Below are 15,487 nucleotides of genomic sequence, written 5' to 3' on the forward strand. Positions count from 1 at the left end.
GTTTTTAAAATGAGGTCTGTATGGAAAGCCGCTTGCCTAAACCTATTCGCGAAGCTCTTCTTGATAACGAAGTAAAATCTGCTTTTAAGCTGTTGGCGATTGCACTTTCTGGCTTATTTGGTGCCGGTGGTGTTTCTTTGTTGGCTTATTTGTTTTGGGGTAGCAAAAGCGCGATTTTGGTTGGTTCTATCATTCTCGTTCTGACTGCTTTTACAATATTTCGTGCCTTAAGGAATTTGGATGATCCCGAACATCGTCAAGAAGTAATGGACCTGGAGCTTTTAAATGCTCTTGCGTCAAACGACCGACGAGCTCTGCTTATTACGGATGTTGATGGTACAGCTGTTACGAATAATTATGCCTTTGAAAAGATGGCAGGGTCTAACTTTACCAGCGTAAATGAACTGGCGCTCTCTGAAGACGGTAGAACACAGGTGAAACGCCTTTTGCACCGAGTTGGACAGGTTGGGCAAGCTAAGGATGTTATACAAGGGAGAGGTGGTTCCGTTACAGTATCTGGGCGCCGGATAGGTCGCTATATCGTTTGGCAGGCTTTTAGAGATAATGATGTTGAAAGGTTGGTTCATGAACGAGCCAGTTTTTCTCGCTGGATGGAACCTATTTTTGACCAACTTGAATGTGGTGTACTACTAGAAGATCGGAATGGTAAGCCGCATTTTCTTAATCGGGTTCTTCGTGAATGGCTTCGGCTTGGTGATGAGGATGGTGTTCCGCATAAGGTTAGCCTAAAGCATGATGACACCCAGTTACTTGTGAGCAGTCGGCAAGGAATTGATGTTGAAGTGGTTGATGTGCCGCTTCAAACTAGAGAAAGTGATCGTTACCTTGGGCGTTACCGTATTATCCGTAAGCTTGATCACCTTCGTCAGATTGCGCTGGACGATAGCAGAGAGTTTTTGATCGACCCAATTTTTGATGCTGCCCCTGTTGCGATTGCTGTTGTGGACCGTGAGGGAGGTATCTCTGAATTTAACCAACCACTGAAATTACATGCTGCGGGGAAAAATGTAGCTGTTGGTGATAGTGTTCTTGAGTTGGTTAAACAGGAAGATAGAGAGGAGCTGCAGCAGATTATCGAGTTCGCCTATGATGGACGACCATCTTCTGTACCGCTTGATATTGTTTTCAACACGCAGCCAGAACGGCTAGGGCAAATCTACTCTACATGTATCACTAAGGGAGGCGAGCCACACGCTATTCTCTACCTTATTGATACAACACAAGAAAAGAGCCTGGAACGCCAATTCGTACAAGCGCAGAAAATGCAAGCCGTTGGTCAGCTTGCGGGTGGTGTTGCACACGATTTTAATAATCTGCTGACAGCAATTATTGGGTTTTGTGATCTATTGTTGGTGCGCCACGATGCAGGCGATCAATCCTTTTCTGATATTATTCAGATTAAACAGAATGCGAACCGCGCCGCCAATTTGGTGCGCCAGTTACTCGCATTTTCTCGCCAGCAAACACTGCGTCCAAAGGTGTTGATGCTTACAGACATTCTGGCTGAGATTTCTAATCTCATTCGCCGGTTGATTGGCGAAAATATTGATTTGCAGGTAGTTCATGGCCGAGATCTTCTTCCTGTTAAGGTGGATCAGGGTCAGCTTGAGCAGGTTATCATAAATCTGGCTGTTAATGCTCGGGATGCAATGCCTGAGGGTGGTAAGCTGGAAATAGCAACCAGTATGATTGGCCCAACGCACACTTATATTGACCGTTTTGATATTATGACACCTGATGATTACGTGCTGATTGAAGTGAAAGACACAGGATGCGGCATTCCAAAAGATAACCTTAATAAGATTTTCGAACCGTTTTTTACCACTAAATCAGTAGGGCAGGGAACTGGTTTAGGACTTGCAACAGTATACGGAATTGTAAAACAAACTGGCGGTTTCGTGTTTGTAGATTCAGAAGAAGGGCGCGGTACAAGCTTTTTAGTATTCCTAAAAGCACACTCAGTTACTGCTTCAGAAATCGAAGAAGAAAAAGAAGAAGAAAAGGCGGCAAAAGACCTGACAGGCAAGGGGACCATCCTTGTTGTGGAAGATGAAGCGCCTGTTCGCATGTTTGCCTGTCGTGCCCTGTCAAATAAGGGCTATAAAGTACTGGAAGCTGATTCAGGTGAGGCTGGTTTAGAGATCTTACAAACCAGCGAGGAAACTATTGATTTGCTGATCTCGGATGTAATTATGCCGACGATGGATGGGCCAACACTTGTAAAAGAGGCCAGAAAAGATTTTCCTGATCTTCCCGTGATTTTTGTTTCTGGGTATGCGGAAGATATGTTCCGTAAAAACCTTGAGGCAGAAGAATTTCAATTCTTGCCGAAACCCTTTTCTCTCAATGATTTAGCAGAAAAAGTAAAGATGATGTTGAGTTAGGTTTCAGGCTGTAGATTAGGTGAGAACAAAAAAAGAACATAAAATATTGGCAAGAAAGAACAAAGGTGGTACAAACATTCCGTTGCATGGGCGAACGCCCTGTGGAATAAGGAGACCAGATAATGTCAATGCCTGAATTACAGTTGGTTAAAGGAACGTCCATGGACAAGAATAAAGCGCTAGAAGCTGCGCTGGGTCAAATTGATCGGGCTTTCGGCAAGGGCTCCGTTATGAAGCTCGGCCAGAAAGATAATAATATTGAAGTTGAAGCTATTTCTACTGGCTCATTGAACCTCGATATTGCGCTTGGTATTGGCGGTTTACCTAAAGGCCGTATCATTGAGGTTTACGGCCCTGAAAGTTCAGGTAAAACAACATTGGCGCTCCATGCAGTGGCAGAATGTCAGAAAGCTGGCGGTATTGCAGCGTTCGTTGATGCCGAGCATGCGCTTGATCCTGTATATGCACGCAAGCTTGGTGTTGATGTAAATGAGCTTCTTGTCAGCCAGCCCGATACAGGTGAACAGGCGCTTGAGATTACAGATACGCTAGTTCGTTCAGGTGCAATTGATATTCTTGTTGTCGATTCTGTAGCAGCCCTTACGCCGCGCGCTGAACTTGAAGGTGAAATGGGTGACAGCCATGTGGGTCTTCAGGCGCGTTTGATGAGCCAGGCGCTCCGTAAGCTTACTGGTTCGATTAACAAGTCCAAAACTATCGTTATTTTCATCAACCAGATTCGTATGAAAATCGGTGTGATGTACGGTAGCCCAGAGACAACAACAGGTGGTAATGCACTAAAGTTCTACGCGTCTGTTCGTCTTGATATACGCCGCACCGGGGCCATCAAAGAAAAAGATGAGATCGTTGGTAACGCAACCCGTGTGAAGGTGGTGAAAAATAAATTGGCACCGCCGTTCAAACAAGTTGAGTTTGATATTATGTACGGTGAGGGTGTTTCCAAGATGGGCGAGGTTCTCGATCTTGGTGTGAAAGCTGGTGTGGTTGAGAAATCAGGTTCCTGGTACAGTTACTCAAGCCAACGCATAGGCCAGGGCCGTGAAAACGCGAAGCGCTTCCTGAAAGAGAATGAAGAAGTGGCACAAGAGATTGAGCATGAAATTCGTAAGAATGCGGGCCTTGTGAACGAAGCTATGTTGATGGATCCGTCTGAACGCAAAGAAGACGACTAATTATAAAGCTATATGTATGAAAAAGGGGCGGCTTTTGCTGCCCCTTTTTCTGTAATCGACAAAATTGTTGGTTTATATGCCTTAACTTTGCGCTCACTGCTGGACACTGGTAGGAATGAAGGTTAAAACGGCGGAAAACATGGCCGCATGCGCGTGCATGCAAACAGTATTATTGATTTGAGGCTTTCTATGTCCGGTTCTATGTCAGGTGCAAATGATATCAGGAAAACATTCCTGGATTTCTTCAAGAAAAACGGCCACGAAGTTGTTCCGTCTTCACCACTTGTACCAATTAACGATCCAACCCTGTTGTTTACAAATGCGGGGATGGTTCCGTTTAAAAACGTATTCACGGGCGCAGAAACTCGCGATTATACACGTGCTACTTCTTCGCAGAAATGTGTGCGCGCAGGTGGTAAACATAATGATTTAGATAATGTTGGTTACACGGCTCGCCACCATACATTCTTTGAAATGCTGGGGAACTTTTCCTTTGGTGATTACTTCAAGGACGAAGCTATTTCTCATGCGTGGGAATTGATCACCAAGGAATACGGCGTAAACAAAGATAAACTCTGTGTAACTGTTTATCACACCGATGATGAGGCTTTCGACCTTTGGAAGAAAATTGCGGGCCTGCCGGACGAAAAAATCATTCGTATTGCTACCAATGATAATTTCTGGTCCATGGGTGATACAGGCCCTTGCGGCCCATGTTCCGAGATTTTCTATGATCATGGCGATCATATTTGGGGTGGCCCTCCAGGTACGCGAGAGGAAGATGGTGACCGTTTTGTAGAAATCTGGAACCTTGTATTCATGCAGTATGAACAAACTGCCGAAGGCCGGGAAAATCTACCGAAGCCAAGTATTGATACAGGTATGGGGCTTGAGCGTATGGCTGCTGTAATGCAGGGTACGCATGATAACTATTCTATCGATACATTCCGCCGCCTTATTGATGCGTCTATTGAAGCAACTGGCGCTAGTGAAAATGAAAATACAGCTGCATCACACCGCGTGATAGCTGATCACCTGCGTGCAGGTAGCTTCCTTATCGCTGATGGTGTTCTGCCGTCAAACGAAGGACGCGGCTATGTGCTACGCCGTATTATGCGCCGGGCTATGCGTCATGCGCACCTTCTAGGTGCTAAAGATTTGGTAATGCATCAGCTTGTACCTGCGCTCGTAGGTGAAATGGGCCAGGCATTCCCAGAGCTTACTCGCGCTGAAGCATTGATCGGCGAAACGCTTAAGCTTGAAGAAGGCAAGTTCCGCCAGATGCTGGATAAAGGCTTGCGCCTTCTTGATGATGAAGTATCTAAAATCTCCGGTGATACACTTGCTGGTGATGTGGCATTCAAACTTTATGATACTTATGGTTTCCCGCTCGACTTAACTCAAGATGCCCTTCGCAGTCAGGATTTGAAAGTTGATGTAGACGGTTTCAATGTTGCTATGGATGAGCAACGTGCGAAAGCCCGCGCAGCATGGTCAGGCTCAGGTGATGCTGCGACAGAGAAAGTTTGGTTTGATATCCGTGATGAACACGGCGCGACCGAATTTGTTGGTTATACATCTGAAAGCGCTGAGGGTCAGGTTGTCGCTATTGTAAAAGATGGTGAACGTGTTGAAACAGCGTCTGCTGGTGAAGAAGTATCAATCCTCACAAACCAGACACCATTCTACGGTGAATCAGGTGGTCAGATGGGTGATACAGGTATTATCAGCCTGGATGGTTTTAAAGCTGAAGTGTCTGATACATCGAAAGCCATTGGTGCGCTTCATGTTCACAAAGCAACAGTTGTTGAAGGTGAACTGAGTGTTGGGCAATCTGTTCAGATGGATGTTGATGGTGAACGCCGTACAAAATTGCGTGCAAACCACTCAGCAACACATGTGCTGCATGAAGTACTTCGCCGTGAACTTGGTGATCACGTAACACAGAAAGGCTCTCTTGTAGCGCCAGATCGCTTACGTTTTGATATTTCCCACCCTAAGGCGATAACAGCCGGAGAATTAACATCCGTTGAGCGCAAGGTGAATACAATCGTGCGCGGAAATGCAGATGTGGTAACACGCCTTCTTTCTTATGATGACGCCATTGATGCAGGGGCTATGGCACTGTTTGGCGAAAAATATGGTGATGAAGTTCGTGTTGTTTCCATGGGGGATGAGTTCGAAAAGAATGACCGCGATAGCTATTCTGTTGAGCTTTGTGGTGGTACGCATGTGAAGCGTCTTGGAGATATCGGTCTCTTTACCATTATTTCTGAAAGTGCTGTTTCTTCCGGCGTACGCCGTATTGAAGCGCTTACAGGTTCAGCAGCACATGATTATCTTCTTAGTCAGCGTTCTATGCTTCAGGAAGCATCATCAAGTTTGAAAACAAAGCCAGAAGATCTGGTGGAGCGTATTTCTGCTCTGCAGACTGAGCGTAAGAAGCTCGAAAAAGATCTTGCGGAAGCGAAGAAGAAAGCTGCCCTTGGTGGTGGTGCTTCTTCTGGCCCAGCAGCTAAAGAGATCAACGGTATTAAATTCTTAGGTCAGGTGCTTGATGGGGTAAGCCCGAAGGACCTGCGCGGTATGGCTGATGACGCCAAAAAAGCACTTGGCAGCGGTGTTGTAGCCTTCGTTGCTGTGAATGACGGAAAAGCTGGCCTTTTGGTTGCTGTGACAGATGATCTTAAAGATAAAGCAAACGCTGTTGAGCTTGTACGTGCCGGTACAGCTGCAGTTGGCGGCAAGGGCGGCGGCGGACGCCCGGATATGGCGCAAGCTGGCGGTCCTGATGGATCAAAAGCGGCTGACGCTATTGCCGCAATTGAAGCAGCTCTCGCAGGATAGGCTATTTGAAATACTAAAATTAAAAGCGCGGTTATTTGATCGCGCTTTTTTTGTATATCAAAAAAAAGGCCGCTCAATTGAGCAGCCTTTCTGTATTCAGGTGTTGGTTAAATTAACCAAGTTCTGCTTTCAGGTTCTCGTCGATCTTGTCGAAGAACTGGCCTGTTGTCATCCAGCTTTGGTTCGGGCCAATCAGAAGGGCAAGGTCTTTTGTCATGTTGCCGCTCTCAACTGTACCGATACAAACTTTCTCAACCGCTTCAGCGAACGCTGTAACTTCTGGCGTACCGTCCATTTTGCCGCGGTATTTAAGACCACGTGTCCAAGCAAAGATAGAAGCAATCGGGTTAGTCGATGTTTCTTTACCTTCCTGGTGCTGACGGTAGTGGCGAGTTACTGTGCCGTGCGCTGCTTCTGACTCAACAGTTTTCCCATCTGGTGTCATAAGAACAGATGTCATCAAGCCGAGGGAACCGAAACCTTGAGCAACAGTATCCGACTGAACGTCACCATCATAGTTCTTACAAGCCCATACGAAACCGCCAGCCCATTTCATTGCACAAGCAACCATATCGTCAATCAGACGGTGCTCGTATGAAATGCCAGCATCTTTGAACTTTTCTTCAAACTCTGTTTCAAACACTTCCATGAACAGGTCTTTGAAACGACCATCATATGCTTTCATGATTGTGTTTTTAGTAGATAGGTAAACAGGGTAGTTACGCGCAAGGCCGTAGTTCATACATGCACGTGCGAAATCACGGATAGATGCATCAACGTTATACATGCCCATTGCAACGCCTGATTCAGCGAATTCGTAAATTTCACGCTCAATCGCTTCGCCGCCGTCAGCAGGCTCAAATTTCATTGTTAGCTTACCAGCGCCAGGTACTTTGAAGTCTGTCGCACGGTATTGGTCACCAAATGCGTGACGGCCAATGATGATTGGCTGTGTCCAGCCTGGAACCAGGCGAGGAACGTTCTGCATGATGATTGGCTCACGGAATACAGTACCGCCAAGAATGTTGCGGATTGTACCGTTTGGAGAACGCCACATTTTCTTAAGGTCAAATTCCTCAACACGCTGTTCATCAGGAGTGATCGTCGCACATTTCACACCAACACCGTGTTCTTTAATAGCGTTTGCAGCGTCGATTGTGATCTGGTCGTCAGTTTCGTCACGCTTTGTCACAGATAGATCGTAGTATAGAAGGTCTACGTCTAGGTATGGCTGGATAAGACGTTCACGAATCCATTGCCAGATGATGCGTGTCATTTCATCGCCGTCAATTTCAACGATAGGATTTTTTACTCTAATTTTGCTCATAGGTCCCTCAGTATAGCTAGTTGCCTGGCGGGCTAATTATTGCCGAACTTGACTGTTCGACCAGAATTTTGCGCGCACCCTATCACCAAGAATAGGATTATTGAAGAGCTAAGACGCGGAAAAATGGTTGAATATGAAGTTTTTTCAATAATTTTTCCTTGAACTGGTTGTTATATGTCCGCTTTTCTTATGATTTTAATAGCTCCATTGCTTCTTCAGCGGTTTCGACAACCGTAAGCAATTTTCCGTGTTCGTCTGATGCAAAACCATCGCTGACAACGTGTTCAATCAACTCAACCAACGGCGACCAGAAGTCTTTGTAATTTATCAGAATGATAGGTTTTTTATGCAGGCTGAGTTGTGCCCAGGTCATCATTTCCATTGTTTCATCAAGTGTACCAAGACCACCAGGTAGCACGATAAAGGCGTCTGAGCGGTCAAACATCATTTTTTTTCGTTCGTGCATATTGTCTGTAATGTGTAACTCGGTAAGACCTTCTTGGGTGATTTCTACATCATCTAGGTGTTCAGGTATAATCCCGATGACTTCACCTCCGGAATCCCTTGCTGCGCGAGCGACAACGCCCATCAAACCAACGCTGCCTGCGCCGTATACTAGTGACATATCTGCGTCCGCGATCATTTTACCAAGACTATTTGCCAGCTCTTGATAGTAAGGTTTGTTTCCTAACCTTGAGCCACAATAAACACAGACAGATTTTATATTATTTTCAGTCACTTAGATATCCTCATAGAATAAAAATACAATTAGACAAACTTTTGACATGTTTTTAACGAAATCATCTTTATATATATACAGTTGATTGTTAAGGCTTTGTTAGAAGAGTAAGCGGAGTTATATGGGGCCTCTCGTTACAAAAAGTGATGATACACGAAGGAACATCATTGTTGGTGTCTCTATAGCGGCGGTAATTGCAGCTGTTGGCTATATGATGTGGCCAGTCGAAGATGCCGTTATTCCTGTTCCACAGCAGCAGCCTGTTTCAACAGTTTCTTCAACGTCTTCAGTAGAAGAGGTGGCCCAAGAAGATGCGAAGGTACCAGAATTTGATCTGGTACGTATTTCTCGTGGTGGTACAGGGGTTATTGCTGGTCGCATGGCGCCAGGTGCCCAAGTTGAACTATATGCAAATGGCCGGAAAATTTCTGAAGTTACTGCTGATGAAAATGGTGAGTGGGTTATGATTCTTGAAGAGCCGCTTGAAGCAGGTTCAGTAGAATTAAACCTAAAAGCTCAAGAAACTGGTGCATCAGAAGTTGCTGAAGCAGATGATGTTGTTGTTGTTTCAGTCCCCGAACGAGAAGATAACCGTTTCTTGGAACGATCCCAGAATGGTGTTGTTGCTGTTCTGACACCTAAAGATGGGCAGGGTAACAGTACTGTTCTTCAGAAACCTGGTGTGGCAGCCTATGCCGAGGTTGGTGAAAGTCTTACCCTTGATACCATTGATTATGGAAGCGGCGGAGACCCTGTGTTTACAGGTCGTTCACTGCCGCGTGTAGAAGTGCGACTATACTTGGACGGTAGATTCGTTGGAAGCGTGCGTGCTGATGATAGTGGCCGCTGGGCTGTGCCGTATACGAATAATACCCTTGAAGCTGGAAAGCATATTATAAGACTTGATCAAACCATAGCTGAAGGTAAAGTTCAGCTCCGTGTGGAGCAGCCATTTGAAACTGGTGAGCCAATTGATGCGTCAGCGGCATCTGGAGGTGTGCTCGTAAAACCGGGTAATACTTTATGGCAGATTGCGCGTCAGCTTTACGGTTCAGGCTTCCGCTATACGCTTATTTTCCAGGAAAATAGCGAACAGATTCTTGATCCCGATAAAATATATCCGGGCCAGCTGTTTAAGCTCCCAAATCCGAACAAGCCGGAAAATTAAGCTTCTTTTAAATGAGTGCGCAGCGCACGGAGATGGCGTTCTGCTTCCAGCAGGATAACTGTTACGGCTGTCATAAGTTCAGAGCCGCTTTTTGTCTTATTTGTCTTGGTGACACTGGAAAAGCTTACATCGCCGCGAGGGCTGATTGAGTATTTCCCATCAATTTGCCTGTTGGTCGAATAAAGTTGTTCTATGGCAATCGCGCGCTGGTTTTTGTCTTCTATTGTATAGAATAGTCTACCAAGTGTTCCGTCAACTTTAATGAAGGATGCGCCTTCGCCGCTTTCTACTGCAGCAGCATGAAACTGAATGCCTTCCCAATTAAAATCAAAATTACTGATTTCATGATCACCTAAGCTGTCTAGATGTGTTTCAGCTTTTGAGAGATGTTCATTTAATTTCATAGGTTTGAATTCCAACTACAGCAGTCCAGATGCCCATAAGCATCTCTTTTTATGTTTAACTAAGAGTTAAGGTTGTCCGCTAAAAAATGTAAAGAATAAAAAAATGAATTTGTGCTGGAGCAAATTTGCCGTAAATATCCCTTAAATAATAAGCAGATGATCCCTAATTATGTAATAGTGGCACTGTTTTAGTAATAAATATTGGCGAAAGCCCTGAAAGATAGAGGCATAACATGAATGCAATGGACGTGGTGATGACACCGATCAACAAAGAAGGGCATAGATTTGTCTTTATCTTCTTGTTGGCTTCAATCGGATTATTCTTCCTTGCTGAGCCTTTGGGGTGGGTTGGCCTTGTGCTGACTGCATGGTGTGTTTATTTCTTCCGGGATCCGGAACGTGTTATTCCAGATGAGCAAGGTGTACTTATCAGCCCTGCTGATGGTACAGTTTCTGCGGTAGTTGAAGCTACGCCGCCTGCGGAACTTGGTATGGGTAGCGAGCCGCGCACACGTATTTCTGTTTTTCTTTCTGTTTTCAATGTTCATGTGAACCGCGTTCCTGCAAAAGGTAAAATCACAGGGCTTGCATATGTTCCAGGCAAATACCTGAATGCAGCTGCAGCTGAAGCAAGCGAAGAAAATGAACGGCAGTTGGTTCGTATGACAACTGAAGAAGGCCACGACATTGCATTCGCACAGGTAGCTGGCCTTGTTGCTCGTAAGATTCTATGTGATCTTGAGGTAGATCAAGAGGTTGAGCGCGGTGATCGCTTTGGCTTGATTCGTTTTGGTAGTCGTACGGATATTTATCTGGATAAAGGACAGGAAGCTATGGTGAAGGTTGGTCAAACAATGATCGGCGGCGAAACTGTTATTGCACGCAATAAATAAGCGAGATTGATCTTGTCTAGCCAGAAGCGACCTCTTTTATTCAAATCTATTTCCATCAGAACAGTGTTACCAAGTGTGGTAACGCTGTTTGCCTTTATGTCAGGCCTGACATCCATTAAGTTTGCCTTGTCTGGAAAATGGGAATTAGCCGTAGGGGCTGTGTTGCTGGCGGGCATTTTTGATGGTCTGGACGGAACAGTGGCGCGCCTTCTGAAAAGTACTAGTAAATTTGGTGCAGAGCTTGATTCTCTATCAGATGTAGTGGCTTTTGGTGTTGCACCTGCTGTAATTCTTTATTTATGGGTGCTTGAAGGCTTAGACCGTATGGGCTGGGCTGTTGCGCTTATCTATGCGAGTGCAATGGCTCTGAGGCTGGCACGTTTTAACGCGCGTCTTGATGATGAAGAAGAGCCGATTAAGCGTACGGGCTTTCTCACTGGTGTTCCTGCTCCTATGGGGGCTGGACTCTTACTCCTGCCTATGATGATTGATTTTGCCCTTGGGCAGAATCTCGCAAAAGAAAATGGCCTGATTATCTGCGGATATGCGATCGTGGTAGTCTTCCTTATGGTGTCTACTTTACCTACATTGTCGTTGAAGGCATTAAGGGCGCCAAAAGCTTGGTTTGTACCGCTTCTTGTCGTCATTGCTACTCTTATCGCTGGCCTTTTTGTGCGTACTTGGCTGGTGCTTATCATTATTGGGTTAGGTTATCTTGCTACTATGCCGCTTACCTATATTTCTTACCGTAGACGGGTTGAGCGTAAAACTCGCGGTTAGTCTAATCTTTGGCACCTAACTTGCTTATTTAAAAACCGACTATATCTGATTTTTCTCTGTGAAGCAGATTATAAGGCTGTTTTTAAAGGAGAAATCTTGTTATCGGAAAGGCAAGAAAATGGCGGGTGTTGAGCGAAAACAAATGGGACTGAGAAAAAATGGCCTTAAGGCGGTAATTACTGCCTCAAGTTTATTTGCACTTTCAGCATGCGGTTCCAGCGGTAATCTTTGGCAAGGCCAAGAAGTTCTTGTGGAGGCGAGGCAACAGGTCCTTGAAGAAGAAGTTGGTGTTGTAACTGATAACCATAGAGAAATCCGAGATCGCTTTGATGCGCTTGAACGTCTCTATATTGAGCTAGTACAGCAAATAAGAATGCAGGATAGTAAGCTTTCAGCCATGGAGGCCAAGCTTTCAACTGTTAAACGTGACCCGCAGGTAGATGCGAATATTAAAAAGGTAAAGTCAGATGTTACCTTTATGCGTGAGCAGTTAAAAAAGCTTGAAACGCGTATCTTTACTGTAGAAATGGCAGAGCAAACAGCTGAATTTGATAGCGACCTAGCGCCGACAGGGAATTCGGTGGTGAGTGCTAATACCTCTGGCGAAACTGAGGCTACTCCTGTGAGCAAAACAGTGGCAGAAACGCAATCAACGTTTTATGGCGTGCATCTGTCCTCATATCGGTCACAAGATCAAGTTGCATCTGGCTGGAGCGGTATCCAATCTTCATATTCATCAGAGTTGGATGGTTTGACACCTCTTATCTATACACAAACTCAAGAAGGCGTTGGTACTTTCTTACGATTAATTGCCGGGCCTCTTGTAAACGAGCAGGAAGCAGAAGAGTTGTGTGGCCGAATTAAGGAAGCTGCGCCAGAGCAATATTGCAGGGTTTCCGAATATCAAGGTGAGCCTATCAGCTGATAGGTCAGCACGCAGTGTGCTTTCATTGGCACACTGTGACTTTTCATTTTCTAATTATTAACAAAAAGTGACTTTTATTCATAATGCGGCTTGACACCCGCTGCAAAATTTTGTCGGATGCTAATCACCTTCATTAAGCTTATTCGCCAATCAACTTGGGGAGGTGCGGTTGGCAAGTGGCGCCAGAAATGGCAGCCTGAAGTTTTGAGGGCCGGGCACACCTGGGGGGTTAGCTCGGATTAGGCGCAGGTGAACGGTTTGTCTTGGCTGTTCTCTGCGCCTTTCTTATGTCCAAATTACAGTAATAAACATCATAAAAAAAAGCCTCAGTTTACTGAGGCTTAGTAAGGGCGTTTCTGGATGGTTTGAAAAGCCGTAATCAATAATGTAATGGGCGGCCGGTGTTGGACGAACGTGAAAATACCCCTGTAGGCTCGGGTTTTTTGAACTCTACATCACGAGTGAAATGCTTAAACACTATTGAAATGCCATCTTGCATAGCAGCAATACCTGCGCTGCCGAGGGCAATGAAAACCAACAGAATGATAACCTGTGAAAGTGTAAGCATAGTTTCCTCCGTTCTTGTTATGTTCTTATGTCATATAAAATGTTACGTCAAGAACAAAATGAGAACATTTTTCTTGAACGCTTGAAAATAGCAGTTTTGTGACAATTGATTTCGTTTTGCGCAGGAACAGTGCTAAACAGGAATTAAGTGAGTAGCCTCATATGAATAGTATGTTGGTTATGAAAGAAATATAAGAAGACAGAGACGTGTAATGTCGTTGGAAGTAAAGGAAGATCGCAGCGGTAATGCGGCTTCTGACAATGTGAAAGGCTCTCAAGCCTCTAAGAACGATAGGAATAGACGCCGTCGCCGCCGTGGTGGGAAAGACCAGTCTGGCTCAAAAGCGCCTAACCATCGTGTCTCTGCTCGTAATGATCAAACTGACTCAGCCGTTAATCGCTTTACCAACCGAGGTGTATATAGTGCGATAGATTTAGGCACTAATAATTGCCGCCTGCTAATCGCAAAACCTACTCGTCAAGGCTTTCGGGTTATAGATGCTTTTTCCAGAATCGTTCGCTTAGGTGAAGGGGTTTCCCAGAATAACCGATTATCTGATGAAGCAATGGACCGTACTATTGCTGCACTTAAAGTTTGTGCGGAAAAAATTGCGCGCCGAAATGTAACCTGTATGCGCCATGTAGCAACAGAGGCTTGCCGTGTGGCAGATAATGCCGAAGAGTTTGTTGCGCGGGTGAAGGCAGAAACAGGTATCAATCTTGATATTATTTCCACGGGTGAAGAAGCCCGATTGGCTGTTATGGGGTGTCAGTCCTTAATCGCGCCCGGTAATAAGAATGCATTGGTATTTGATATTGGTGGTGGAAGTACCGAATTGATTTGGGTTCGCGTACTACCTGGTGGTGGTACTGAAATGCGGGGTTGGATGTCTATTCCATGGGGGGTAGTAAACCTTTCTGAAGAATATGGTGAGCCGGGTGTGCGTTTACCAGACGAGCAGTATGCCCGTATGGTTGGTACGGTGAAGGATCATCTTATCGAATTTGAAGAGGCTCATGATATTTCTGAGGTGGTGCGGCGAAAAAAAACCCAATTTCTGGGAACGTCAGGTACGGTAACCACGCTAGCCAGCCTTCATCTGGAGTTACCGCGTTATATCCGCGAAAAAGTAGATGGCGCCTGGATGAAGTCCGAAGATATTAAATCCTTGAGCCGCCGTGTGGCGCAGATGACCCATGAAGAACGCTCAGCACAGCCTTGTATTGGCTCTGAAAGAGCTGATTTAGTGGTTGCTGGGTGCGCAATACTTGAAGCGATCCTCGGAATGTGGCAGGTACCCAGCCTTCGTGTGGCCGACAGAGGTATCAGAGAAGGTATCTTACGCGGCTTGATGCAAACTGGTAAAATGCCCATACGCGCAGACAGGCGTGGTAAAAACAAGAGGCGCCGTAACAATGGCTAAAGGTTGGAATACCGAATCAAATCCACGTAGTAGAGCACGCGGTGCAAAGGTACGTGTGAAAACAGCTCGTGGCCGTAAATCATCTTCTACCCGTTGGCTACAGCGTCAGTTGAATGACCCGTATGTAGCGGAGGCTAACCGTCTTGGTTATCGCTCTCGGGCAGCTTTTAAGCTTATCGAGATTGATGAACGCTTTGAAATCCTCAAGAAAGCTAAACGGGTTGTTGACCTTGGTTGTGCGCCAGGTGGTTGGACACAGGTCCTAACGGAACGTCTTGGCGAAGAGGCGCAGATTGTTGGTATTGACCTTCAGGAAGTGGAACCAATCCCAGGCGCCAGCCTTTGGGTTATGGATTTTCTGAGCTTGGATGCTGAAGAGCGTTTGATGAAAGAATTGGACGGACCTGTGGACGTTGTACTTTCAGATATGGCCAATGCTGCAACCGGGCATAAGCAGACAGATCAGATCCGAACTATGTCTCTGGCTGATGCCGCACTTGATTTTGCCATAAAAGTGCTGGGTGAGGGCGGTAGCTTTGCCGCGAAAGTACTTGCAGGCGGGGCTGATGCAACGCTTATGAAAAAGATGCAAACACACTTTAAAACAGTGAAGCATGCCAAACCACCATCAAGTCGTGCAGGCTCCAAGGAATGGTTCGTTGTGGCGCAGGGCTTTAAGGGCATAAAAAAGCCTGAAGATGAATAGTTTGTAAAATTTAGAAGATTAGCATTGTCTTTGCTCTCAGTTCGGGGTATGGAACGGCGAACATCCAAAACCTGGATCTGGCTTGATGGGTTGGTCATCAGTCAGTATT

Annotated in this window: 13 protein-coding genes; 9 read left to right on the forward strand and 4 right to left on the reverse strand. The window is 45.6% G+C overall.

Features of this window, described 5'->3' with window-relative positions; translation table 11 throughout:
- Positions 1–20: 20 nt before the first annotated feature.
- The 3 genes from MF542_RS10070 to alaS all read left to right on the forward strand — a co-directional run bounded on the left by MF542_RS10070 (position 21) and on the right by alaS (position 6,445).
- Positions 21–2,405, forward strand: coding sequence for an ATP-binding protein (locus MF542_RS10070; RefSeq protein ID WP_247018736.1), 2,385 nt, complete (start codon positions 21–23; stop codon positions 2,403–2,405).
- 122 nt (positions 2,406–2,527) lie between these two features.
- Positions 2,528–3,598 (forward strand): recombinase RecA, encoded by a 1,071-nt coding sequence (gene recA, locus MF542_RS10075; protein ID WP_281501621.1) that lies wholly within the window; start codon positions 2,528–2,530, stop codon positions 3,596–3,598.
- Between the two features lie 201 nt (positions 3,599–3,799).
- Positions 3,800–6,445 carry an alanine--tRNA ligase gene (gene alaS, locus MF542_RS10080; protein WP_343264880.1) on the forward strand — a complete coding sequence of 882 codons (2,646 nt, stop codon included), beginning with the start codon at positions 3,800–3,802 and terminating at the stop codon, positions 6,443–6,445.
- A gap of 112 nt (positions 6,446–6,557) precedes the next feature.
- On the opposite strand, the gene MF542_RS10085 is transcribed toward alaS, so the two are convergent.
- Complete coding sequence (locus MF542_RS10085; RefSeq protein WP_247018739.1) at positions 6,558–7,772, reverse strand: NADP-dependent isocitrate dehydrogenase; 1,215 nt, start codon at positions 7,770–7,772, stop codon at positions 6,558–6,560.
- Positions 7,773–7,959: 187 nt separating this feature from the next.
- Complete coding sequence (locus tag MF542_RS10090; protein ID WP_247018741.1) at positions 7,960–8,511, reverse strand: LOG family protein; 552 nt, start codon at positions 8,509–8,511, stop codon at positions 7,960–7,962.
- A gap of 121 nt (positions 8,512–8,632) precedes the next feature.
- Here MF542_RS10090 and MF542_RS10095 point away from each other — a divergent pair, with 121 nt between their 5' ends.
- Positions 8,633–9,679 (forward strand): LysM peptidoglycan-binding domain-containing protein, encoded by a 1,047-nt coding sequence (locus MF542_RS10095; protein WP_247018743.1) that lies wholly within the window; start codon positions 8,633–8,635, stop codon positions 9,677–9,679.
- On the opposite strand, the gene MF542_RS10100 is transcribed toward MF542_RS10095, so the two are convergent.
- Complete coding sequence (locus tag MF542_RS10100) at positions 9,676–10,083, reverse strand: hypothetical protein (RefSeq protein ID WP_247018745.1); 408 nt, start codon at positions 10,081–10,083, stop codon at positions 9,676–9,678. The genes MF542_RS10095 and MF542_RS10100 overlap by 4 nt on opposite strands.
- Before the next feature lie 233 nt (positions 10,084–10,316).
- Here MF542_RS10100 and MF542_RS10105 point away from each other — a divergent pair, with 233 nt between their 5' ends.
- The 3 genes from MF542_RS10105 to MF542_RS10115 all read left to right on the forward strand — a co-directional run bounded on the left by MF542_RS10105 (position 10,317) and on the right by MF542_RS10115 (position 12,681).
- Complete coding sequence (locus MF542_RS10105) at positions 10,317–10,976, forward strand: phosphatidylserine decarboxylase (RefSeq protein WP_247018747.1); 660 nt, start codon at positions 10,317–10,319, stop codon at positions 10,974–10,976.
- Positions 10,977–10,988: 12 nt separating this feature from the next.
- Positions 10,989–11,756 carry a CDP-diacylglycerol--serine O-phosphatidyltransferase gene (gene pssA / locus MF542_RS10110; RefSeq protein WP_247018751.1) on the forward strand — a complete coding sequence of 256 codons (768 nt, stop codon included), beginning with the start codon at positions 10,989–10,991 and terminating at the stop codon, positions 11,754–11,756.
- 142 nt (positions 11,757–11,898) lie between these two features.
- Positions 11,899–12,681, forward strand: a complete 783-nt coding sequence (locus tag MF542_RS10115) for an SPOR domain-containing protein (protein ID WP_247018752.1) — start codon at positions 11,899–11,901, stop codon at positions 12,679–12,681.
- Between the two features lie 379 nt (positions 12,682–13,060).
- Here MF542_RS10115 and MF542_RS10120 read toward each other — a convergent pair whose 3' ends face one another.
- On the reverse strand, positions 13,061–13,249 hold the full coding sequence (locus MF542_RS10120) for a hypothetical protein (RefSeq protein ID WP_247018754.1): 189 nt from the start codon (positions 13,247–13,249) through the stop codon (positions 13,061–13,063).
- 211 nt (positions 13,250–13,460) lie between these two features.
- Here MF542_RS10120 and MF542_RS10125 point away from each other — a divergent pair, with 211 nt between their 5' ends.
- Both MF542_RS10125 and MF542_RS10130 read left to right on the forward strand, forming a co-directional pair.
- A complete protein-coding gene (locus tag MF542_RS10125; RefSeq protein WP_247018760.1) occupies positions 13,461–14,672 on the forward strand; it encodes a Ppx/GppA phosphatase family protein in 1,212 nt (403 codons plus the stop codon).
- A complete protein-coding gene (locus tag MF542_RS10130) occupies positions 14,665–15,378 on the forward strand; it encodes an RlmE family RNA methyltransferase (protein WP_247018762.1) in 714 nt (237 codons plus the stop codon). The genes MF542_RS10125 and MF542_RS10130 overlap by 8 nt, the downstream gene beginning before the upstream one ends.
- The last annotated feature ends 109 nt before the right edge of the window (positions 15,379–15,487 follow it).

It is taken from the genome of Kordiimonas laminariae (genome assembly GCF_023008165.1).
Taxonomy (GTDB): domain Bacteria; phylum Pseudomonadota; class Alphaproteobacteria; order Sphingomonadales; family Kordiimonadaceae; genus Kordiimonas; species Kordiimonas laminariae.